General features: G+C 53.5%; 20 protein-coding genes and 1 tRNA gene. 14 read left to right on the top strand and 7 right to left on the bottom strand.

Features of this window, described 5'->3' with window-relative positions; translation table 11 throughout:
• Window positions 1-26: 26 nt before the first annotated feature.
• Window positions 27-1,142 (bottom strand): tRNA guanosine(34) transglycosylase Tgt, encoded by a 1,116-nt coding sequence (gene tgt / locus AC07OG_RS13740; RefSeq protein ID WP_162488928.1) that lies wholly within the window; start codon window positions 1,140-1,142, stop codon window positions 27-29.
• Window positions 1,143-1,156: 14 nt separating this feature from the next.
• On the bottom strand, window positions 1,157-2,221 hold the full coding sequence (gene queA, locus AC07OG_RS13735) for a tRNA preQ1(34) S-adenosylmethionine ribosyltransferase-isomerase QueA (RefSeq protein WP_060543097.1): 1,065 nt from the start codon (window positions 2,219-2,221) through the stop codon (window positions 1,157-1,159).
• Between the two features lie 105 nt (window positions 2,222-2,326).
• On the opposite strand from queA, the gene AC07OG_RS13730 reads away from it, so the two are divergent.
• The 11 genes from AC07OG_RS13730 (at window position 2,327) to AC07OG_RS13680 (ending at window position 10,807) form a co-directional block, all read left to right on the top strand.
• A tRNA-Leu gene (locus AC07OG_RS13730) sits at window positions 2,327-2,411 on the top strand.
• Window positions 2,412-2,575: 164 nt separating this feature from the next.
• Complete coding sequence (locus AC07OG_RS13725) at window positions 2,576-3,817, top strand: tyrosine-type recombinase/integrase (protein WP_495067274.1); 1,242 nt, start codon at window positions 2,576-2,578, stop codon at window positions 3,815-3,817.
• A 244-nt stretch (window positions 3,818-4,061) separates the two neighbouring features.
• The gene (locus AC07OG_RS13720) at window positions 4,062-4,982 is read left to right on the top strand and encodes a hypothetical protein (protein ID WP_495067273.1); all 921 of its coding nucleotides are present in this window, start codon (window positions 4,062-4,064) and stop codon (window positions 4,980-4,982) included.
• A gap of 88 nt (window positions 4,983-5,070) precedes the next feature.
• A complete protein-coding gene (locus tag AC07OG_RS13715; protein ID WP_495067272.1) occupies window positions 5,071-5,337 on the top strand; it encodes a helix-turn-helix transcriptional regulator in 267 nt (88 codons plus the stop codon).
• The gene (locus AC07OG_RS13710) at window positions 5,334-5,639 is read left to right on the top strand and encodes a hypothetical protein (protein ID WP_495067271.1); all 306 of its coding nucleotides are present in this window, start codon (window positions 5,334-5,336) and stop codon (window positions 5,637-5,639) included. Before AC07OG_RS13715 ends, AC07OG_RS13710 begins: the two co-directional genes overlap by 4 nt.
• 376 nt (window positions 5,640-6,015) lie before the next feature.
• Window positions 6,016-6,174, top strand: a complete 159-nt coding sequence (locus AC07OG_RS13705) for a hypothetical protein (RefSeq protein WP_495067270.1) — start codon at window positions 6,016-6,018, stop codon at window positions 6,172-6,174.
• Entirely contained in the window at window positions 6,171-6,455 is a 285-nt protein-coding gene (locus AC07OG_RS13700) for a hypothetical protein (protein ID WP_495067269.1), read from the top strand. Before AC07OG_RS13705 ends, AC07OG_RS13700 begins: the two co-directional genes overlap by 4 nt.
• The gene (locus AC07OG_RS13695; protein ID WP_495067268.1) at window positions 6,452-6,718 is read left to right on the top strand and encodes a DUF3077 domain-containing protein; all 267 of its coding nucleotides are present in this window, start codon (window positions 6,452-6,454) and stop codon (window positions 6,716-6,718) included. The genes AC07OG_RS13700 and AC07OG_RS13695 overlap by 4 nt, the downstream gene beginning before the upstream one ends.
• The gene (locus AC07OG_RS13690) at window positions 6,715-9,621 is read left to right on the top strand and encodes a DUF927 domain-containing protein (RefSeq protein WP_495067267.1); all 2,907 of its coding nucleotides are present in this window, start codon (window positions 6,715-6,717) and stop codon (window positions 9,619-9,621) included. The genes AC07OG_RS13695 and AC07OG_RS13690 overlap by 4 nt, the downstream gene beginning before the upstream one ends.
• A gap of 92 nt (window positions 9,622-9,713) precedes the next feature.
• Window positions 9,714-10,556: a chromosome segregation protein SMC gene (locus tag AC07OG_RS13685; RefSeq protein ID WP_495067266.1), complete on the top strand. Its 843-nt coding sequence runs from the start codon at window positions 9,714-9,716 to the stop codon at window positions 10,554-10,556.
• A gap of 65 nt (window positions 10,557-10,621) precedes the next feature.
• Window positions 10,622-10,807: a hypothetical protein gene (locus tag AC07OG_RS13680; protein ID WP_495067265.1), complete on the top strand. Its 186-nt coding sequence runs from the start codon at window positions 10,622-10,624 to the stop codon at window positions 10,805-10,807.
• A gap of 153 nt (window positions 10,808-10,960) precedes the next feature.
• Here AC07OG_RS13680 and AC07OG_RS13675 read toward each other — a convergent pair whose 3' ends face one another.
• From AC07OG_RS13675 to AC07OG_RS13660, 4 genes are all read right to left on the bottom strand, one after another.
• Window positions 10,961-11,689, bottom strand: a complete 729-nt coding sequence (locus AC07OG_RS13675) for a hypothetical protein (protein ID WP_495067264.1) — start codon at window positions 11,687-11,689, stop codon at window positions 10,961-10,963.
• Window positions 11,690-11,870: 181 nt separating this feature from the next.
• A complete protein-coding gene (locus tag AC07OG_RS13670; protein WP_495067263.1) occupies window positions 11,871-12,983 on the bottom strand; it encodes a hypothetical protein in 1,113 nt (370 codons plus the stop codon).
• A gap of 1 nt (window position 12,984) precedes the next feature.
• Window positions 12,985-14,262 (bottom strand): hypothetical protein, encoded by a 1,278-nt coding sequence (locus tag AC07OG_RS13665; RefSeq protein WP_495067262.1) that lies wholly within the window; start codon window positions 14,260-14,262, stop codon window positions 12,985-12,987.
• 252 nt (window positions 14,263-14,514) lie between these two features.
• Window positions 14,515-17,127: an AAA family ATPase gene (locus AC07OG_RS13660; RefSeq protein WP_495067261.1), complete on the bottom strand. Its 2,613-nt coding sequence runs from the start codon at window positions 17,125-17,127 to the stop codon at window positions 14,515-14,517.
• 839 nt (window positions 17,128-17,966) lie between these two features.
• On the opposite strand from AC07OG_RS13660, the gene AC07OG_RS13655 reads away from it, so the two are divergent.
• The 3 genes from AC07OG_RS13655 to AC07OG_RS13645 all read left to right on the top strand — a co-directional run bounded on the left by AC07OG_RS13655 (window position 17,967) and on the right by AC07OG_RS13645 (window position 20,446).
• Complete coding sequence (locus AC07OG_RS13655) at window positions 17,967-18,689, top strand: hypothetical protein (RefSeq protein WP_495067260.1); 723 nt, start codon at window positions 17,967-17,969, stop codon at window positions 18,687-18,689.
• A gap of 265 nt (window positions 18,690-18,954) precedes the next feature.
• Entirely contained in the window at window positions 18,955-19,284 is a 330-nt protein-coding gene (locus AC07OG_RS13650) for a hypothetical protein (RefSeq protein WP_495067259.1), read from the top strand.
• A 151-nt stretch (window positions 19,285-19,435) separates the two neighbouring features.
• A complete protein-coding gene (locus AC07OG_RS13645) occupies window positions 19,436-20,446 on the top strand; it encodes an RHS repeat-associated core domain-containing protein (protein ID WP_495067258.1) in 1,011 nt (336 codons plus the stop codon).
• Between the two features lie 167 nt (window positions 20,447-20,613).
• Here AC07OG_RS13645 and AC07OG_RS13640 read toward each other — a convergent pair whose 3' ends face one another.
• Entirely contained in the window at window positions 20,614-21,327 is a 714-nt protein-coding gene (locus AC07OG_RS13640) for a hypothetical protein (protein ID WP_495067257.1), read from the bottom strand.
• Between the last annotated feature and the right edge of the window lie 531 nt (window positions 21,328-21,858).

Below are 21,858 nucleotides of genomic sequence, written 5' to 3'. Positions count from 1 at the left end.
AATGTTGAATCTTGGGGTCAGGAAACTCAGTCCAAAGGCGGCACGGGAAGCCCGCGTTTGGCGTAGAAGGCATCGACAAAGGCGGCCAATGTACCCTGTTGAATAGCCTCGCGCAAACCAGCCATAAGCACTTGATAATGACGCAAGTTATGGATGGTATTGAGCATGCTCCCCAGCATTTCGCCGCACTTGTCCAGGTGATGCAGATAAGCGCGGGAGAAGTTCTGGCAGGTATAGCAATCGCAGGTCGGATCGAGCGGCGAATCATCATGGCGATGGAACGCGTTTCGGATCTTCAGCACGCCGGTATCGATGAACAGATGCCCATTGCGGGCATTACGGGTTGGCATCACGCAATCGAACATGTCCACACCGCGGCGCACACCCTCAACCAAGTCTTCCGGTTTGCCAACGCCCATAAGGTAACGAGGTTTGTCAGCCGGCATCATGCCCGGCAGATAATCCAGCACCTTGATCATCTCGTGCTTGGGCTCGCCTACCGACAGACCACCGATGGCCAGGCCGTCGAAGCCGATCTTGTCGAGACCTTCCAGGGAGCGCATGCGCAGGTCCTGGTGCATGCCGCCCTGCACGATGCCGAACAGCGCCGCCGTGTTCTCGCCATGGGCTTCTTTCGAACGCTTGGCCCAACGCAGCGACAACTCCATGGAAATACGAGCGACGTCTTCATCAGCCGGGTACGGCGTGCATTCGTCGAAAATCATCACGATGTCGGAGCCCAGGTCACGCTGAACCTGCATCGACTCTTCCGGGCCCATGAACACCTTGGCGCCGTCGACCGGAGAAGCGAAGGTCACGCCCTCCTCCTTGATCTTGCGCATGGCGCCCAGGCTGAACACCTGGAAACCGCCGGAGTCGGTCAGGATCGGGCCTTTCCACTGCATGAAATCGTGCAGGTCGCCGTGCTTCTTGATCACTTCCGTACCCGGACGCAGCCACAGGTGGAAGGTGTTGCCCAGAATGATTTCAGCGCCGGTCGCCTCGATATCCCGTGGCAGCATGCCCTTGACCGTGCCGTACGTGCCCACTGGCATGAAAGCCGGGGTCTCGACGGTACCGCGCGGGAAGGTCAAACGACCGCGACGAGCCTTGCCATCAGTGGCCAGCAGCTCGAAAGACATACGACAGGTGCGACTCATACAGTTTCCTCTGGGCCCGATTCTTTAGGGGCAGTCGGCGCAGGATTACGTGTGATGAACATCGCATCACCGTAACTGAAAAAGCGGTAACCGTTGTCGACCGCGGCCTTGTAGGCAGCCATGGTCTCGGGATAACCGGCGAACGCCGAAACCAGCATCAACAGCGTGGATTCAGGCAAATGAAAGTTGGTAACCAGGGCATCGACCACATGAAACGGCCGGCCCGGGAAAATGAAAATGTCGGTGTCGCCACTGAACGGCTTGAGCACGCCATCGCGCGCAGCACTTTCCAGGGACCGCACACTCGTGGTGCCCACGGCTACCACGCGACCACCGCGAGCACGGCAGGCGGCAACGGCATCCACCACGTCCTGGCCGACTTCCAGCCATTCGCTGTGCATGTGGTGATCTTCAAGCTTCTCCACGCGCACCGGCTGGAAAGTGCCGGCGCCAACGTGCAGGGTCACGAACGCAGTCTCGACGCCCTTGGCGGCAATCGCCTCCATCAGCACCTGATCGAAATGCAGCCCCGCCGTCGGCGCCGCCACCGCGCCCAGACGCTGGGCGTAGACGGTCTGGTAACGCTCGCGGTCGGCGCCTTCATCCGGGCGGTCTATATAAGGAGGCAGCGGCATGTGCCCGACGCGGTCGAGCAGCGGCAACACTTCTTCGGCGAACCCCAGCTCGAACAACGCATCGTGCCGCGCCAACATCTCCGCCTCGCCACCGCCGTCGATCAAGATCTTCGACCCAGGCTTGGGCGACTTGCTGGAACGCACATGGGCCAGCACGCGATGACTGTCGAGCACCCGCTCCACCAGGATTTCCAGCTTGCCGCCGGAAGCCTTCTGGCCAAACAGCCGCGCCGGAATCACCCGGGTATTGTTGAACACCATCAAGTCGCCGGGGCGCAAATGCTCCAGCAAATCAGTGAATTGACGGTGTGCCAGGGCGCCGCTGACCCCATCAAGGGTCAACAGGCGACTATTGCGACGCTCAGCCAAAGGGTGGCGAGCGATCAGCGAATCAGGGAGCTCGAAAGTAAAGTCAGCAACGCGCATGATGGGGTTCGTCTAGCAGGGCCGGGAAGTCTAGCGGAAATATCAAAAATTCTCCATGTACCTGATTGACCAGCGGTTATCTCATCTCTATACTCCGCGGCCATTGCCCTGATGGCGGAATTGGTAGACGCGGCGGATTCAAAATCCGTTTTCGAAAGGAGTGGGAGTTCGAGTCTCCCTCGGGGCACCACATAGCAGTATCTGAGAGTCTCTACCAGCCTCTCAGACCCAGAGAAACCGGCCACTTGGCCGGTTTTTTTGTGCCTGCCGGTCTACCCCTGTCTCCCCTTATCCGTTGTATCCCTGTATCCCTGCTTGTATCCTGAGAAAAATATCGAACTTTGGGATACAAGGATGAAGCGCGCAGACATCAAGCGCCGCCCTCTCGCTGACACAACACTTGCGGGATTGGAGCCGGAATCAAAGGAATACCGAGAGCTGGATGGAAACGGCCTCTACTTCAGGGTTAAACCTGATGGTGGTAAATCCTGGCAGCTCCGCTACAAACGTCCGGCGGGCAATTGGGCTTGGATGGGGCTCGGGGGTTACCCGGAAGTAAGTGGCGCGCTGGCTCGGGACAAAGCTGGTGAACTGCGCAAGGTAGTTAGCAGCGGGGCCGATCCTCTCGAACAGAAACGCTCAGCCAAAGCTGCCATTGATGCTGCCAGGACTCGGACCTTCCGAGCTGCTGCTGAAGCTTGGCTTAAGGCCAAAGAAGAAAAGGGTCTTGCCTCCTCCACTCTTAACAAAATCCGCACTTACCTCGACAAAGACATACTCCCGGCGCTGGGAGAGAAGCCCCTCGACGAAATCACCCGTACCGACTGTGCAGAACTCCAAGCAACCCTCGAAGCCCGAAACGCACACAACGTGGCGGAAAAGTGTCGCACCTGGATCAATCAAATCTTCGGCCGAGCCATCGGCTTAGGGCTCACCGAAAACGATCCGGGTAGTCGCCTCCGGGACATTGCAGCCCAAGCCCCCAAGACTCAGCAGCATCCACACCTGCTAGAACCTGAGCTGGCTGAATTCCTCCACGCACTCAAAAACACACCGAGCAGACTGACAGCCCGCACCGCCGCTTGGCTTTGTGTCTGGACAGCATCGCGCCCTGGGATGGTCCGCTTGGCTGAGTGGAAAGAGTTCGACCTTGAGAAAGCCATTTGGACTACGCCTGCAGCCAAAATGAAGATGCGTCGGGATTTTGTATGCCCCCTCCCCCATCAAGCTGTTACCGCTCTGAAGGATCTGCACTACTTAACAGGACGGAGTCGCTGGCTTTTCCCCGGTGTAGGAGCCAAGAACCCAACTATCAGTGAAAACACAATCAACAAAGTCTTTGCCACCATCGGCTACAAAGGTCGCCTCGTTGGACACGGTACTCGACACACCGCAAGCACGTTGCTTCGAGAACATGGCTGGCCGAAGGAACATGTTGAAGCGCAGCTTGCCCACAAAGAGGAAGGCATCTCAGGGGTATACAACAAGGCCCAATACCTCGAGCAACGCGTAACGATGATGCAGTGGTATGCCGATCATCTTGATGGACTTGCAGCTGACAATGTAGTGCAAGCCCAGTTTGGAAAAGCGATATGAGATCACTTACCCAGGCTACCTCTAAAACCGGTGTAACGGGTGTTACTCGTGTAACGAGTCAGTCCAACCTATTGATAATATTATATTTTCTTAAGGCTACACCGTATCCGCGCTCAACGAAATCCGCGTGTAACGCTGCTGAAGCGTGTAACAGTTATCGAACCACAAGCCCCCTGCTGGCAGCAGTTTTGCCAGATACACCTCGCTGGGGCTGTACGCTCGGTACGGGGCGAGGGGTGTCATAATGAGCAGCAATCTTGGCACCGACGCTCTAGAGCTTGAGATTGCCGGAGTAGACGTTGGCTGCCTGCTTTGGGATCTTGATGAGGTCGAACTGGCTGTCCGTGAGTTGGCGCTATACAGCCAATTCTCCGAGCACTTCCGTGATGCGTTTACCTGCATCCACAATGCAACATCGTTCTGGCTCGAGGAAGGCCGATACGCTGACTGTGCTGAATCAGCGACAAAGACAATGTTTCGTCTTCGCGACCCCATTGAAGAGCATTTCTACTTTTCCGAACCGACCTCACTGCCCAGAGTCGTTCGCCGCTTCCTTGGCATTGACCATCCCGCAAGCGACACACAACTCGTAGCGACTTATGCGCTTATTCAAGCTGTGCAGGCGGTTGAAGTCCTTGCAAACTGGCTATTCGACCTAGAACTCGCCCTCTACGATCTGGATCTAGATCTGGTGGAGCAGCTCAAACAGACTGACCCCAAACAATACCTCCTCCTCATTCAGAGAGAACGAAAGCGAAAGAGCGACTTCGAAATCGATGCCCGAGAGGGGTTTGCTGATTTCAATGGCGAGGCCTCCAAGATTTTGATGCTTGCTTCACTTTATCAACAAGCGGACTGCGCGGACGTTTCGCGCCACGACTTTAGCGCATCAAGTTTTTTGCGGGGAGCGCTGGAAAAGGCTTTTGCCGCAAAAGCGTCGGAAAGAGGCAAAGCGGCCGGGAAGGCTAACGCCAAGCCAGGCACAATCAAGCAAGAGAACACCAAGATGCTTTTTGAGGACATAAGCAAAGCGGCAAAAAGCCAAATATCTGCCGAGCCCAACATAACGGAAACCGAATTAGTCAAAGCGCTAGTCGACCAGGGCAAGGCATCTGCCCCGACCGTTAGAAAATACCTGAGAAAAGGTAAATTTCTCCCTAGATAAATTTTCTTTGTACCGACGAAAAGCAAACCATGTTTGCTTTTTTTTCGTCTTTTAGTCTGCGCCTGTCTCTCACCTTACAGGCACGACTATGTCTAACTCCCGCGCGTCAACAATCAACCACATTCCTCATCGCGACCCGGCGACAACCTTGATCAGAATCTCCGAAGTCATGGCTATCGTTGGCCTGGCACGCCCCACTATTTACAAGCTAATGCAGTGCCCAAAAAGCGGCTTTCCGCGCCCTGTAAAGCTGAGCACAAGCACCGCACGCGGAGCACCAGTAGCGTGGGTTCTTTCCGAAATCCAAGCATGGGCACGCGGCCGCATCGACGCCCGCGATCAGGTGGCCGCATGAGCCGCGAGGTCGTCAGCAAAGCTCTGATGCACCCCTTCTCCATTTTGCGAAGAATCGGCTTTTCACCACGCCTCATGCAACGGTTAGAGCACTACCGAAGCCAGCAGGACAAACAAGGGCGTGTCGTCAGCGTACTCAGTTGGGCTGATGGCACTTGGTGCGCCCTCTCCCTCCATTGCGAAAAGACCGGAGCCGTGATCGTCGACGAAGGCCAGCAAACGCAAGCCTACGAAGACGCCCACTCCATGCTGAGCGGCGGATTCCTACCCCTGCTCTCCCTGCGCTGGGAAGCCCATGCCTGAAACGAAAACGCCTCCGGGAGCGATCCGGAGGCGTTGAGGTAAATCTACATGCCCGAACAATTTATGCCGCATCTGAAAAAACCGCAAGCCATCAACGCAGTTGCACTTTCAAAAAACGGACGTTACTCTCTGACCATCGCTGCAAAATCAGCGAACGGGTTTGGCGACCCGAGTCCATACAGGCGCACAGGCGTCTCCATACCGATTGCAGGCGCTTTTTTTGCGCCCGCATTCTTGCTTTATGGTGGCTGTGCGTGGGAGACCTTCGGGTCTGCCGGGGTCCTGTATGCCCGGTTCGCCAACCCGCGCACAGCTGCCACCCTTATATCGTTTGGCGACGATCAGTGGCAGCTCCTCACATACAGGAGCTCGACCAATGTACGCCCTCAACCCGTTCAAAATTCGCGCCGCTGCACACCGTGCAATGGCTCTCGCAGCTTTACACGCCAATTCCAGCCTCGCTACACGCCTCACCCGCTACAACGACCACATGGCCAAAGCCCGCGCTCTCGAAGCCGCAGGCGGTGCCCAATGAACAGCCTCCTGAGTTGTGCCCTACCCGAAGACCTGCTGAGCGTCAGCAAAACCGTCGTAGCCGGTGTGCCCATCGACGCCATCACCTGCGCCATTGAACGTGCTGATTCGGTACTGACGCTGCTTGAGGATCACTTCGAAAACGAATCCTCGCGCCTCGCTAACCACGTCATAGCCGCCGTCCTCTGGGACGTGCGCGGTACCCTCGGCCTGATCAAAACTCTGGCCTTGCACGGCGACGCCACTTCGACCCCTGCTGTGCAGAAAGGCGGTGCGCTATGAGCAACGCCACTACGCCGGGCCGTGCCACTTTTTCCCGCATCAACGACTTAGAACTGTTTCGAGTAAATGCCGGTGTGCCAATCGAGGAAGCGCTTGAGATGGCTTCGTTGCTGCAGCACTACGCTAATGAACTCACCCTCGACGCCGCCATGAGCGAAAAGGGCGAACGTTTCAGTTGGCCTGCGCTGTACCTGGGGGAGATGGCCAAGGCCTTGATCGATGACATCAATAACGCGCTGTTTTTGTCGAGGGCCAACACATGAGCCAACGCCCGAGCAACTCTGCGAAACGGCCGAGTTTCGCCGACGTGAAAACCGCCGCACTGAAAGACATTGATCGTGTCCTGTCGCACTGGCTCCCCAACGGTAAGCGCGTGGACGGCGGCAAGGAATACACCGCTCCGAATCCGACCCGCAGCGACAAACGCGCCGGTTCGCTCAAGATCAATCTGAGCAAGGGCACATGGGCCGACTTCGCCACCGGTGACAAGGGCGGCGACCTGATCGATCTGGTGCGCTATCTGGACGGCGGCACCGACGTCGAGGCCTGCAAAAAGCTGGCAGACCTGTTCAACGTATCGCCCGGCGCCGCCCAGACCAAGCCAGCGTCTGCCAAGACAAAAGCAGCTGAGTGGATTGCCATTCAGCCGATCCCGGCCGAGGCCATGAATAAGTGCCCGGCCAAGCATCGGCAACACGGCGCGCCGTCCAAGGTGTGGATCTACCGCGACGCGCAGGGCCAGCCGCTTATGGCGCTATACCGCTTCGACCTCGCGCCGGATGAAGACGGCAAACCGAAGAAAGTCTTCGCGCCTCTGACGTGGTGCCAGCGCGCCGATGGCCAGACCACGCATTGGCGTTGGCAGGGGCTGTCGGATCCGCGCCCATTGCTGCGCCTTGATGAACTGGCCCAGCGCACTGACGTGCCTGTTGCGCTGTGCGAAGGCGAAAAAGCCGCTGATGCAGCCGCCGAACTGCTGTCAGGTTACGTGGCCACCTGCTGGCCGAACGGCTCCAACTCCTGGCACAAAGCCGACCTGACACCGCTCAAAGGGCGCGACGTGCTGTTGTGGCCGGACAACGATGTCAGCGGCAAAGCCTGCATGGAAGCCGTCGCCGATAAGCTGCGTGAAATCGGCGCCGCCTCGGTTCGAGTCATTGCGTTAGACGTGTTCAAACGCAAGCCCACGCTGAAGAACGACCGCGCCGCCTTCGCCAAAGGTGGTCAATGGGACGACGGCGACGATGCCGCTGATGCACTCGCCAAAGGCTGGACAGCTGCCCACTTCGCCGAGCTGGAAAGCAGCGGTGAACTGTTTGGTGTGGTTGTCGAAAAGCCGGAGCCGGAGCAGGCCGAGACCAAGCCGGAACCGAAGACAAAAGCAGCGGCCAAGCGTCCCTCTAAGCCGAAAAATGATCTGATGCCCGGCGGCTTTCGCCTCACGTCCGAAGGTGTGTTTTATTCGGGCGACGACGGTGAGGCGCGGCCCGTGTGTTCGTCACTGGAAATCCTTGCCCGCACTCGCGACGACAAAGGCCAGAACTGGGGTTTGCTGGTCGAGTTCGACGATCCCGACGGCGCCAAGAAACGCTGGAACATTCCGGCGCGCACAATGACCGGCGATTTCGGCAAGGACGTGCTTGGTCCACTCGTAGACATGGGCTTGCGCCTCGCCGGTAGTCGCTCCGGACGCAATGCACGCAACGACCTGCAGAGTTACCTCGGCGGCTTCGACAGCGCGCAGAGGGCAAGACTGGTTACCCGCTTGGGTTGGCACGACAACGCTTTTCTGCTGCCCGAGCAGCAGGTCGGCGCGCACAGCGAACACCTGCACTTCTACGAGGCCGGCTATCAGCTTCCGCCGATTAGCGAAGCAGGCTCGCTTGAGCAGTGGCAGGAGCAGATCGGCGCACTGTGTGTCGGTAACCATCGCTTGGCGTTCGTCGTCGGCGTGGCTTTTGCGGGTCCACTGCTGCACATGCTTGGACACGAATCGGGCGGCTTTCACCTGTACGGCGACAGCTCAGGCGGTAAGACCACGCACCTTCAAGTCGCCGCCTCAATCTACGGCGGGCCGCGCCTGGTGCGTTCGTGGCGCTCCACCGACAACGCGTTGGAATCCATCGCCGCCGCGCACTCCGATGGCCTTCTGGTGCTCGATGAAATCGGCATGTGCGATCCGCGCATCATCGGCGAAACGGTGTACATGCTCGGCAACGGCACCGGCAAGGCACGCGCCAATGATCGAGGTCAAGCAGGCCGACAGGTACAGGAGTGGCGTTTGCTGTTCCTCTCCACCGGGGAGAAGACGTTGGCCCAGCACATGGCCGAGGCGAACAAGGAACTGAAAGCGGGTATGGAAGTGCGCATGCTTGCCGTTCCAGCTGATGCCAGCAAAGGCCTCGGCATGTTCGATGCGCTCAACGGTTTTGAAGATGCGGCGGCACTGTCCGACGCGCTCAAGGCACGCGTGGCGAAGTATTACGGCACACCGCTCACGGCCTTCCTCACGGCGCTATGCGAACCTGGTAAGCGTCACGGTTGGTCCGCCATCCTGCGCCGCACATTGGAAGGCTTTATCGCCCAGTCATTACCGGCGTCGGCCAGCGGCCAAGCGCACCGTGCCGCCGCTCGCTTCGGCCTTGCCGCCGCAGCTGGTGAGCTGGCCACCGCGATGGGGATCACCGGCTGGCCCGACGGAACCGCCACCACTGCTGCCCGCGTGTGCCTCAACGCATGGATGAACGAGCGTGGCGGTGCCGGAAACTTCGAGGGGGATGCGATCTTGGCGCGGCTGCGCCAGGTCATCGAGCGCTTTGGCGAAAGTCGTTTCACCCGCTGGGAATCGGCAGCGGCAAAGATCGACGAACACGGTCCACGCACCATCGACCGCCTCGGCTTTCGCAAGACGTTGGAGCACGGTCTGGGCGACTCCCTGCACACCACCAACACCTACTACGTACTGCCCGAGGCATGGCGCTCGGAGATTTTCCGGGGCATGAACATCAATGCGGTGAACAAAGAGCTAATTCGCCGTGGTGTCCTTGAGCAAGGTCCCAACGGCAAAGCCTCCTGCTCCGTCCGCTTACCCGGGATGGGCACACAGCGTTGTTATGTGGTGAAGACCGTGCCGGGTTTGGATGAAAGCGAGGCTCAGGCCGCCTGACGGCAAGCCTACTGACTGAGGTAACGCCGGCTCATTCCGGCCTCGCCAGCCGCTCAACCATTCCACCATCGATTCACACAGAGACCAATCAAATGAACGAAATTCAAGAAATGAAAGACCGTCGCGACCAACTGACCAGTGAGATGGAGAGTCTTCAAGCCGCCCTGATTCCCTATGAAACTGCGCTGGAGAACCCCGAAACGATTGAGCAGGGCCGGGAACGTGAAGTGCGCGACCAGTACAACGAGCGAAAAAGAAAGATTGACTCGTTGGATATGGAACTCTACCGGCTGAACCCGAAGATCCGTCGCCGTGAGAACCTTGCCAACTGCGCCACGCTCATGACGGACTACACCGCCGACATGGCGAACTGGGCTGCGGATGAGATTGAACTCAATGCAAAACGACAAAGCCTTAGCACTCGCCTGGAGGAAGTGCGTCAGCAAGCACAGGAGGAGATAGCCAGTGCGCGCCAAGCGGAGACCCTCGCGGCTACCGCCTACGCGCAGGCAGTGGCATGGGGCGATGGAGAGGGTGAGAAATCTGCCAGCAGTGACGCACAGAAAGCGGCAAAAAACCTTACTGCCGCGACCGAACAACATCGTCGCCAGCACCTGATCATCGCCGCCCTGGAGCAGGAATTGGTCATTGTTGACCGACACATCACCGAAGCTCAGGAAGAGCACCAAAAGATCGAGAAAAAGGCCTTACACCTCGCACATGACGTTTTGGAGGAACAGTGGAATGAAGCGGCCAAGGCGCTGCTCGACGTGGGGGGCAAGCTTTATGCTGCTTCCCGCATGATCAACCGGGATCCTGTATCTCTCTTCAAGCTCGATATTCCTCAGCTTGGTGAGAGTTATGGTAGTTGGAAATGGGGTGAGCTAGCAGACCGTAGCAGCCGGCATCGCCTGCAGGATCTGCTCGCGATGTAACCGCCGATTTACCCTGAAACAGCCTGCTTTCGCGGGCTGTTTAAATCACTCCAAGGATCAAAGCCATGAATACAGCACCGCAAAACAGTTCATCCCTATCCGAAACGCTTAAAGCGAGAAAAGCCCACCTGACCGCCCTACTCAAGATCGTGGATACCAAAATCGGAAAAAGCACAGCGATGCAAAAGCTCACCATCACTGCGATCAAGGCAGAAATGGGGCTAATCGAGCATAAGCTGAACAAACAGTGATGAAGTTAAGCGGAAGCTCGCGAGAACTTCCGTTGGGTTCAAATTCGGAACGCAGCTTCCGGCGAGAAGCGGACATCAGATCCAACGTCTATCAGCAAACCTTCAAAACTAAGCGAAAACCTTATTGCGACTCGAATTAGTACTTAATCAAGACTAACGAACCCCATCTAAAGATTGAATAATATAGCCATCAACATTTGATTCAATTCGAAATAAATTTTTCCCACTCACTTGATCTATTAGAAGGTATTTATCTCCAACCTTTGATACCAGCCTCAATGCTTGGGGTCTCCCATAAGCAGGACCCTTTGTAATCAATGGAAAAAAATTTTCGGGAGATTCCAAAACTCTACTCGCGTCAACACTCCCTAACGTAGCTGCAGCCCCATAGACCACTACCGTAGAGCCTACAATCCAAGCAATAGCTGACTTTAAGTTTGGTGCATCATTACGCTTTACCGCGAGAAAAATTTCCGAAATATAAATTCCGAATGATGTAAAAAAACCGTAAGCAAAAAGTCTTGACGTAGCCTCAAGGTAGCTGAAGCCCCAAAAAAAACTGCTGATCGTTACAATCAAGAGCAATGCAACAAACACATATATTAGCGCTCTCCTTAATGTTTGATACGATGTGCCATTTAGCAAAATTTCTAAAGACAAAAAAATAGCGGCGAGTATAGGAACTGTGACAGGTAGAGAATAAAAAATAGACTCCTGAATCGTCAAATGCGAAATGACCCATCCGCAGCCAAGACTGTCAAAATATGCAGAGGCATACTTTCGACCCAATAGATAAAGTAATGGCGCGACTATAGTTGCAAGCTGCCCGATTGCAGAGAGCGCTTCAATTTCATATTTTTGCGCATACTCGGCTTTATTCATTCTAATTCTCACTAGCTAATGACCGACTGTTTCTTTTCCCAATCGGATTGAAGCATGTTTTCCGTTAGTAGCATAACTGCTATAAATTGCTTGCAAGATACATTTTGGATTCGTATGCCTCGGCTATTTCTGAGATATATCGCTGCGGCCTAAATTAATTATTAGGCCGCAACAACGCGATCTAGCTCATGTCGGGGAAGCGAAGATTGTTAAAATCGTCATCAAGCTGAGATAAAAACTCGCGTGGAAGTTTCAGAGAATCTACGAGGTATCGTGTAAGACTTACGCAAAATTGCCTTAGTCTTTTATTTGAATGTATCTTTTCCGAAATGTAATCGTGTTTCGCTTCGTTTTTGTTTGCAACCTTCATAAAAGCAAACTCCCTCAGTGGAAACATACACTTTTGTATATCCATAGGTGAGTTTAGTAGCTTCCGTGTGAGTTCCATAAAACCAGACCAATCCCTAAGTTCCGGTTCTTGAAGGGGTACACCGTCACGCTGAGCCGCGAAAAGTTCGGTTAGTCGACTCCGAAGCAGATAACTGTCACGCCCCCCCCAAATATAGTATTTAAGAATGGTTTCGAATTGTTTTTCTTCTGCATCAAACTCTATAATATTTCTCAAATCATGAACGACCTGAGCCATCAGAAACGCAAATATGGATACTGAATATAGGAAAAGGCATCTATGCTTTTCTTTTGCCGGGTCAAGCTCGCCTTTAATTTTCGTAAGTGCAGCTAGAAACTTCCGCAATGCTTTAACTGCATCCCGCTCAATTGGAATTTCGCTATGAAGAAATGCTGAATACTTACTAAGACCAGGATCATGTACGGTTACTTCGAAAAGCCTTATCCAATTTTCAATAGATGTTGAATAGCAATAGTCAATATTGAAATCAACAGAACAGGAATTAGCATAGCTCTGAAACTGAACCTCATCAAACAAATGCACTTTTATCTGTTTGGCAGATAGGCGATGCGCTTCAGAAGCTTTTTTTCTAAGTATGATAAAAGCTTCATCACACCCGGTGAAACCCATCAAGCCACCGGCCCAAAAAGCCCGATTTATTGGGCTAGTCTTCCCTAATGTTTTACAATCGAACGCGACTCTGCGCGGTCGCCCTGTCGAATCAATTTTTATTCCAAGTACGTCTATGTCGGTTATTATCGTACTAGTCGTTGATAACTCCCTAAAATTCTGAACATCAACCTCAGGAAAAGGCGCCATATCATTAACAAGGCAAAAACGAATTGCCATTTCTTTTTGATGGATGTCTTTATCTAATTTAGACATATTACTCGTACGCAAATATTAGTTGTTCGAATTGGTCCGCAGAGTCACCTTGCAAAGCAACCTGACCTCGACCTTTCAATTCGGCGGCGGAAATTATCGACTGTATATATTTTTCGTCTTTGGATAAAGCAAGTCGAGCTTCCTGTCTAACATCGAGGTTTGCAAGCTCACCTGTTCGAAGAAGGTTTATAGCAAGATCGAGAGCCGCTCTGTTTTCTTCGCCAGGAGTCAAGTGAAACTGATATCTATCACCAGTCACATGTTTCAGGTGACCGACCCTTAGAAATACCAAATTTCTATACTGATTGACGGCTTCAGAGTTCGAACCAATATAGCCTTGATCTCTCAACACCTCTAAAATACGTACAGGCATTTTTATTCGAAACTGATCCGCCAGCAATTGCCCCTTGCGCACACATGAGACGAGAGCCATCGCGCGCTCATAGATTTCACGATTAGAGGCATCAAGACGATTTCCACCAGGCTTGGGAGTAAAAACAAAAGTTTCTTTAGAATTTTTGAACTCTATAGAAGGTGGTTTGAGTATGCCCTCTGCACACAAATGCACTAGAAGTTGCATTTGATCTTGTGTTAATTTTTTCCCACCCAATTCAAGGCGCTTCTGAATCAGAGAAAGTGGCCATCCTTGATTGCTCTTTATCACCTCAAGCACGGTAGCTATATCATCTGCTCCAACTCGGGCAGTCACATCAGCTAACTCGTCAAGATTATCAGAGAAATAAAATGGGCTTGCAATGATACTCCTACCTCGCGCCCTGAATTCTTTAAAGTAATTACCAGTCGAGCCAATATCAACACAGCGTTCCAATAATGGACGATCGATACCAATTGTTGAAATAAGCCTATCTCTATTCTCCGGCTTATTCTGGAGTTCAGACAATATCAGCAAGGTTCCTTGCTCGTGCTCGTTCAACTCCGAAAACGTAAAATAATCTCCAACCCCTGCATAAAGATCTTTAAAGTGAGGGATATTTGGTATTATAGAAATAATCCTATCTACTTTTTTTACCAAATCAATGTAGCCAATTTCCGATAAAATCCCGCAAACTTCTTTTAGTGCGTAAGATGGTATCGAAAAAAAATGATCACTGACCTTCCTTAAAACTTCGAAATCAATCTCCTGTAAACCGCGCAAGTGAATTGCAAGCGTGGCAGCCATCCCCATTGTTCTTAGGCGGTCAAAGTCGGGAACATCAATCCGACCTAGACCCGCTTGCACGTCATAAGAAAGCTCAATTAACTTACGACCACTTAGCATCAACACTCTCCTATGTGTTTAGATTTTTAGGGCACATTGCTTGGGCTTGTTTTTTATGAGGATATTTATCATATCTGTAGCCAAAAAGTTCTCTTTGCGCCCCGTCGAAAAAATACATTTCAAGCGGTGCATTGCTCAGTCGATATTCTGTGGCAGTCGATGCGCTGTTGGATTGGTTATCCGCATTTGAGCGATAGCTCCCGTCACGGGGGGCGTTAACTGCCCCTTGTTGACTCGGTATTGCGGACCGGCTCAACCTCTGCGCCTGCGGATATCTTGGAACAATGTATGGACGGCATCAATATCCCCCAAAAGCTCCTCCGGTTGCGTAACCGCACGCTGCTGGCCGGCCGCATGTGAATGTGCTCGCACATTTCGGCAGCACTTGTCATGCAAGCGCTGTACTTCGCGGTACTCCGCCTCCTGCACAATCATCACGCCATTAAGCCGGCCGACCGAGATTCCGTCGCGGAACCGCACTACGGTTTCATTGAGTATCGTGTCCTCGATTCCCACTTCTATCGTGACGCGAAGGTCATCATAAACATTGCGAACGGCAAGTCGCTCATCATCCCCGGGTGGGTTATTGAAGTTGGCCGCAATTCGCTGGTGGTCGGCACGGTGTTGTGTAATGCGATCACGATGCCTTCGCATGTCATAAGGCAGTCCGGCATCGATGTAACCCGGTCCTTCTGCGCGATAGCTGATAGATTTTACTGAAGGGACTAACTGGGCATCCCCGCAGAGCGTGCTCAACTCTCCAAAAAACACCGCATCGTGGGTGAAGACAATAACCTGTCGGTTGGCGGACTCCTCAACAATCCGTCGCGCGACGGCGGTTCGATGGCTGTGGTCCAGGCTCGAAACAGGATCGTCGAAAACAATCCCCGAAGTGGAGCCAGACTGGTGGAGTTCTGCGAAGAAGTACGCGAGCGCACACATGCGCTGCTCTGCCTCACTTAGTACAAGATGCGGATCGAGCTGGCTGTCGGGAAGTACAATACCAAGTCGTACAGATCCCGCATCACCGGCTGAATCGACTGCGGCGCAAATGTGGTAAAGATCTAGCTTCCTGAGTTCTTCATTCATCCTCACGGCCAGCGCTTCACTAACGTACTTCTTGGAGAGAAGACCTGCAAACAAGCTAATGATGCGGGTGTTACCGATATCCCCAAGGCAGTTCTGAAGCTTCACTCTGTGGGCGAGATTACCAATCACCAGGGCAATGCTTTCGATATGCTCTGAAAGCAGCCGCCGCGCTTCCAATTCCCGGAGGCGAACCCGCTTGGCGGCTAAGGCTTGTGCATCGAGGTTGGCGCGTAATGCGGCCGCCTCGGCACGCAGGGTATCCGCAATCTGTCGGATCGAAGCTGTCGGATCCGCGCAGCGATAAGTTGGCCTGTCCTGCCATTCCCCGTTCGCAACGCCAGTTCTGAGCCACTGGAGCCGAGAGAGCAAATCTTCTTGGAAAGTCATGATGTCGGCCGGCAGCGTTGCTATGCGATTACCCAAGCCATCTAACATGACTTGGGAGACGGTAAAGGCAACGGTCGCTTGGCCGACATCACGTACGATCTGTTGCCAGGAGTTGCGTGCGGCCTGGGCGGCTTCAGACGCCGTGTCCCGGACATATCGATCAAAACGCTGTAAACGACCCTTCGCAGCAGGAGTCAACTCCTGCTGGCAAAGCACGCATACCGCACCGTCCTCAGTTACCGGAAAGGCTTGCCCCGGAAAAGCGGCGCTGATTGAGTACTCGCGTGCGGCGCTGAAAAGTAAAGCCCATGCGCCTTGGCCCGTGCCGGCAAGCATCGGTGTAGTATCTTCAGCCTGCAGCAGGGCGGATGCGGCGCGCTCAGCCGCCTCGGCATCCAATAGCTTTCGATGCTCCGAGAGCGTGGCATCGATTGCATCATCGGACACGACATTGGCGGCGGCGATACTGTCGACCAACTCATCAACCCTTGTCGCCGCGTTGTCTAATATCGTCGCCTTGGCCGAGGGATCCGCCTCGCTGATCTCCTGAGGCAGTCTCGCGAGTTCTGCGTGCTCATTCTGGTTGAGAGCGGCCAGTGCGCGCGCGCGCGCCAGATCCGAGCCGGCGCTGATCGGATGCACTGCCCGACCGGCCTCGGTATCAGCGGGGATGACATTGAACGGTGTAACGTCTACAGCGAGACCGGAGATTTCTGCCTGAAGCCTTGGACGTAGCGTCTGATTGAGCCCATTGGCCAATTGCTGGAGGTAGGTTAACGCAAGCGGCTGAAAGGTGGCCGCTTCCATCGCCTGAAGGTAATGGCGTGCGCAGTCGCCGTCGAAGACTGATATACCCCGGAGTTCGGGCCGCGAGATGTAACCGCGCTCACTGCTCCAGATAGCTTGGTCAGGGGTCCCGTCCAACTCGAAGTCAATGATAGCGCTCGGCGTGAGTTGCTGAAAATTCGGGTCGTAGGCGTTAGCATAGACAGTGCCTGGGCTTCTGGCTCGGCACGCCTGTTTCAGTACGCGCGCATAGCTGGACTTACCAGTGCCGTTACCACCGTAAGCGATGGTGAGCCCCTGCGACTGAAACCCCAGAGCCTGGTCGCTCGGTATTTTTCCGACGTTAAGAAAGGTATGTAGCGCCGTGAGAGCGACTGTCCGGTCCTGATTAGCCTCGGCAGGGAAATGGTCAACGGCGAACGGGATTACTTGGGGCATAGGCTCGATCGCGCTGCTGATTCCGTGATGTTGCTTGGCGAGATCGACAATTTCGTTAAGATCCTCTTCGCTCCATCCTCCCTGAATACACAGGCGGCGCAAAGCGTCCTGACGCCATGGCGGCAGCCTGTCCGCCCATACCAACATTTCCTCGTAAATAGCCATACCCTAGCTCCGTGTCTTCCATAAACATATGGATCAGTGCGCCACGACTAGTCTAGCCATGGCGCTCATTCAAGCCTAGTTCATGCCTCTCTACCGGCATTTTTATTTTCGACGACTCGGGAAGGGTGATGGAACAAGTTGACTACACGCTAGTAGCTGCTGCTGGACTGATTGCGACCTTCGGTTTGCCCAAATTTGTAAACGCTGCTGTTACACCTATTTGGCTTGTTACACCCAACAAATGTGAAAGATGGATCTGTGTAACACAAATAAAAAATCTTTTGATTCAATAGGTTAATAGATGCCGCAACACATGTAACACCTGTAACACGACTTTCTGAGACACCTCCCCATACCCCATTGGATGGCACACCTACAGCGAAAGCAATAGCGGGGTCGCCCAATCCCTTGGGAGATCGCTGGGGACCCTGGGCATTTAGGATAGACACGGGGCAAAGAACCCGCGCGTTCGTGTTAGCGGCTGGATTTTTTAAGTTGGTTGACAGGTTGACTCGGTTGACGAACGCCAAGCGTGCGTTATCAGCAACACAAAGGGGGATCATTACCAACACGGTAACGATGCCCCTTTTTCTTCAAGATCCTTTCAATTTCAACGACTGAAATTTCAGTAACTTTCAGAACCTCCCACTAACTCAGTCCCGCGGGTTTCCGACCCCGTGTCGTGTGAATATCGTCAGGGTCCCCAGCGCCTTTCTGGCTGCAACCATGGAAATCAGATGACCTACTCCACCTTCAATAGCTCGAGACTCCAATAACGCTGATTGACTGACAGCCGCTCGACTACAATGGCCTACCGCCATCTACTGGAGAGAGCCCGAGTGCCTTTGTTCATAGTCGAAGAGTCGTTTGAGGTACGTCTGCGCCATGCAATATCGGTCGCTTGGAAGGTCTTTGCCAGGAAGGTGGGCGGCGGGCTCATTCCTATCAATAAAGAAGCCTCGATGCAGCTTCAATACGCGTACTTATTAAAGCAACTGCTTCCACTGATCCTGCACAACCCGGATGAGACAGCAGACATTGAGCTGGAAACCGGAGTCCGGCTACCTGGTGGCTCCAGCAACATTGACATATTAGTCACTGGAGTCTCTGCGAAAGGCTGCATCAAAATCGCTATCGAGATGAAGTGCTACCGCAACATCAGTTCCTCTGGAGGCCCTCGGGGGGCTCAGGACGTTTTTCAGAAGGACGTCTATGAGGATCTGCAAATTCTTGAGCACTACATCGACGCCGGTGTCGCAAGCCGTGGCGTAGCGCTTGTGATGAATGATATGCCGTCTATCACTGAGCCAAAGGTGAAAAATGGAAAGTACTGGGCGTATGACATTTCACATGGTTTTACATTCCCAGGCGGGACGATCCGCGTTCCCATCGGGGGGAAAGAGGTCTGCCTAACGTTGAAGCACTCTTACTCGTTCGATTGGTCAAAATTCGGCAAAATTTGGTTTACCGAAATCGAGGGCATTGCTCATTCAGACGCAGATCGGAATTTTAGCGGTGCCCTTTCAGAATCGGCTGGTATTAAAATAGACAGCCTAAGCTGACGGGTGCAGTAGAGATCAACGTGTATCCCTATCTGTATCCCTAACTGTACAATCCGGCCGCAAGCCACGGATTATATAGAGTGCTCGAGTCTCCCTCGGGCACCAAAATTAAGAAAGGTCTTGCTTAGCAAGGCCTTTTTTTTCGCCCGCAGAAAAGCCCCTGACACCCCACACACCCTGTGGGAGCCAGCCTGCTGGCGATGCTTTTGCCCATTGCCCTTCCACACCACCCGCACCGCCGGAACATTTCACAAGGATTCCCCCCATGGAATTGCACCTGGAAACCGTCGCCCTCTTCTCCCTCAAACTGGCTTATGAGTCGGAAGGTTCAAGCCCGATTTTGCGGGATGATTTGGTGATGGGTGATTACCAGCGGGATGTGTTTGAGTTGCTGGTGCGGCGGGGGGATGTTGAGAGGATTCAGGTGAAGGTGGGTGAATGTGTGGGGTTGGCGTTGGAGGCGGTTGGGGGTGTGGATAAGCCGTTGGGGCGGGAGTTGGGGAGGTTGGCGGGGGAATTCTCCAGAATTGAGATGATGGAGCAGCTCGATGTCCCGCTCATCGCGCTCAAGGATTATCTGAAAGATATTCAGTGACATGACCATCATCCGCTGTAGAGGCATCTCGCATTGCAGTTGCCCACCTGCTGCTTGAGATCAGTAGATCTATCAGTTCTGCTAGTACCCCTGCCTCGCCAGTCGTTCAATACTGAACACCTTCACTTGGGATTTCCGAGGTATTCACCCCATGACTGCCCGATACGAAACTCTGCTGTGCCAATATCGCCATGATGCCCTCGACCGGCTGGTCGGCAACATGATGCCAGGAGAGCAAGAGCGCCAGCGCTTCTACTGCAGAAACCGCCTCAGCACAGAGATACAGGGAAAGATAAGCCATTCCATCGTCCAACACGGCGACCAGTTATTGGCGCAACTTCAAAGTGACGGTGATGTGCTCCACTCCACACTACTGGCCAATGATCAACAACGCTCGATATTGCAGACGCTCAAGACCAATCATCAACCACAATCTATAGCCTTTTCACCCTATGGTCACTGCCCCTCTACAAGTGGGCTGCTCAGCCTGCTTGCCTTTAATGGTGAGCGCCGGGATCCGTTGACGGGGAATTATTTGTTGGGGAACGGATATCGGGCGTTTAATCCAGTTCTGATGCGATTCATCAGTCCGGATCGTTTAAGCCCGTTCGGAGAAGGTGGCTTTAATGCTTATGCCTACTGCGAAAATGATCCGATCAACTACACAGATCCATCAGGCAAAATAAGGCGTTTCTTTACAAGCTTTAAATTATACGAAAAACCAGAGGTACTCGCCGTTGTGCGTCGGGCTACCAAAAGCCCGGGCAGTATACAAAAAACGAAAGTAACACCTACACTAACACCAAAGAAAACAACACCGCCCAGCCGTCAAAATATGCAACAAACAAACGCCCCTCCGACAAAAATACACCCCACCGGCGAGCCCGACACTCGCAAAGAACTAAGTACGCTTGCGCATAAAACCATGGATGCCAATACGGCTTCTACAGCTCAACGCAACACCGGCATAGCCCCTATTTTTAACCACGCAGATCCTGACAAGTGGGACATCCAACTCACACCGCGCTCAACACAGCCTGCCGTTAGCAGGCCCGTTTCACCCCCTATTCGGAACTACGCCACTCCTGACGGGTGGTACATACTTCTACCCACTGATCCCAGGCTGCAACCCGTTGTTCGCTTAATCCGCATGGGGGTTTAATAACCATTGCTGACATCAAACGCCTGGGACACGGACTATCACGCTTGGGCCGCGCATTATTTGACGACGAGGAGTTACGCTTGAGTGATGATGCAGGGAAAAGGGGCAGATTTATTTTCAAGGAAATAAGTCTGCCCCTTTTCCACTTTTTTCCTTATTTTGCAATTTCAAAGCTGTGCGTAGGCCTTATCAAATTCATCAAAAGCTTGGTCGATCTTATATCGAAGCATCAACGACGCGGAAAGCTTCACCATTGCCTCGAAAAGAAAATGCCCTGATGGAATCTCGCATTGACCAACGCATCGATCGTAAAACTCGTCGGACTCATACGCATAGACGGTGTAAAAAACACCACGAGGCTCTCGGTTCAGCCCAACAGTAATGCGTGCAACTGAGTTATCCCTAAAACTTGATTCAGGCAGTGAGAACTCCAATACATCATCGAAAGGAATAAACATAGCAGTAGCAGACATTACAAACAGAGTCGCAATATCCAATGACTCTTTTACAATCTCAAGATCAGGCGCTTTGTACTCGTGTTCCAGAACATTCCGCACATCAACTATTTTGCGCAATAGACTTGGCACCAATAGGCCAAGCGCACGCAACCGCTCTAATTTCTTCGGAACATTCCACCTAAGCGACTGATAACCAAAGGAAATCAATAACTGATCGATCTGACAGACAATCGCGCGCTTTGAATTAGTCGTTGCATTAACAAGCGCAGACAGACCGCCCCGTTCAAAGTCGTCTTCTGCCAAGCTCAAGAACTCGATAGGCGAAGTTTTTAGCTCCGCCATTGTGAAGCTGCCGCCACCTAAATTTACTGCACACTTGCTCATGTCGAATTCATGAGTCTGGCAAAACTCTTTGATATTCATCTTACGACCGGGCTAGTCGGCAGCCCAAGTGGCTGCGGAAAACTCAGTCTATCAGCGACTAAACCGAGATGGTCTACTCATCCAAAGTTGATTAGTGTTCGATAGTCCATGGCTGAATCTGTTTTTGACCCAGCCACTGTTGATGAAAACCTCGTTGTCGTCGAGGTTGCAGGCACTGGGTCTACACGATACCCTTCCACCGTCGCTGCCAATTCAGCGACCGGGTGTGGAAACCCGTGTAATTCAAGGCGCAACAGCGCCCCCATCACGTCTGCCGGCGCTTTTTTTATGCCTGCGGCGTGAGTTATGGCGGCTGTGCGTGGGACGTCTTCGGACGTGCCGGTTTCCTTGATTCCCGGTTTTCCACCCTGCGCACAGCTGTCACCCATTCGTGTGGAAACGAACGTGGCAGCTCCTCATATCAAGGAGTTGGATAATGCGCAGTATCAATCCGTTTGAAATTTGGCTTTTCTCTCTAGGCGGTTCCCAATCGTGTAACGCCCTCCCCCGTTGCCTCTCCATTCTCGGAGG

The sequence above is a fragment of the Pseudomonas sp. GW821-FHT09H03 genome (assembly GCF_059415945.1).
The sequence above is the reverse complement of the archived record's forward strand: the minus strand, read 5'-3'. Positions and strand labels throughout refer to the sequence as shown.

Coding starts and splice junctions, on each gene's coding strand:
- AC07OG_RS13675 (WP_495067264.1), bottom strand. CDS start 11,689: ATGAATAAAGCCGAGTATGCGCAAAAATATGAAATTGAAGCGCTCTCT.
- AC07OG_RS13680 (WP_495067265.1), top strand. CDS start 10,622: ATGAATACAGCACCGCAAAACAGTTCATCCCTATCCGAAACGCTTAAA.
- AC07OG_RS13665 (WP_495067262.1), bottom strand. CDS start 14,262: ATGCTAAGTGGTCGTAAGTTAATTGAGCTTTCTTATGACGTGCAAGCG.
- queA (WP_060543097.1), bottom strand. CDS start 2,221: ATGCGCGTTGCTGACTTTACTTTCGAGCTCCCTGATTCGCTGATCGCT.
- AC07OG_RS13650 (WP_495067259.1), top strand. CDS start 18,955: ATGGAATTGCACCTGGAAACCGTCGCCCTCTTCTCCCTCAAACTGGCT.
- AC07OG_RS13670 (WP_495067263.1), bottom strand. CDS start 12,983: ATGTCTAAATTAGATAAAGACATCCATCAAAAAGAAATGGCAATTCGT.
- AC07OG_RS13700 (WP_495067269.1), top strand. CDS start 6,171: ATGAACAGCCTCCTGAGTTGTGCCCTACCCGAAGACCTGCTGAGCGTC.
- AC07OG_RS13645 (WP_495067258.1), top strand. CDS start 19,436: ATGACTGCCCGATACGAAACTCTGCTGTGCCAATATCGCCATGATGCC.
- AC07OG_RS13710 (WP_495067271.1), top strand. CDS start 5,334: ATGAGCCGCGAGGTCGTCAGCAAAGCTCTGATGCACCCCTTCTCCATT.
- AC07OG_RS13690 (WP_495067267.1), top strand. CDS start 6,715: ATGAGCCAACGCCCGAGCAACTCTGCGAAACGGCCGAGTTTCGCCGAC.
- AC07OG_RS13715 (WP_495067272.1), top strand. CDS start 5,071: ATGTCTAACTCCCGCGCGTCAACAATCAACCACATTCCTCATCGCGAC.
- AC07OG_RS13685 (WP_495067266.1), top strand. CDS start 9,714: ATGAACGAAATTCAAGAAATGAAAGACCGTCGCGACCAACTGACCAGT.
- AC07OG_RS13695 (WP_495067268.1), top strand. CDS start 6,452: ATGAGCAACGCCACTACGCCGGGCCGTGCCACTTTTTCCCGCATCAAC.
- AC07OG_RS13705 (WP_495067270.1), top strand. CDS start 6,016: ATGTACGCCCTCAACCCGTTCAAAATTCGCGCCGCTGCACACCGTGCA.
- tgt (WP_162488928.1), bottom strand. CDS start 1,142: ATGTCTTTCGAGCTGCTGGCCACTGATGGCAAGGCTCGTCGCGGTCGT.
- AC07OG_RS13660 (WP_495067261.1), bottom strand. CDS start 17,127: ATGGCTATTTACGAGGAAATGTTGGTATGGGCGGACAGGCTGCCGCCA.
- AC07OG_RS13640 (WP_495067257.1), bottom strand. CDS start 21,327: ATGAATATCAAAGAGTTTTGCCAGACTCATGAATTCGACATGAGCAAG.
- AC07OG_RS13725 (WP_495067274.1), top strand. CDS start 2,576: ATGAAGCGCGCAGACATCAAGCGCCGCCCTCTCGCTGACACAACACTT.
- AC07OG_RS13720 (WP_495067273.1), top strand. CDS start 4,062: ATGAGCAGCAATCTTGGCACCGACGCTCTAGAGCTTGAGATTGCCGGA.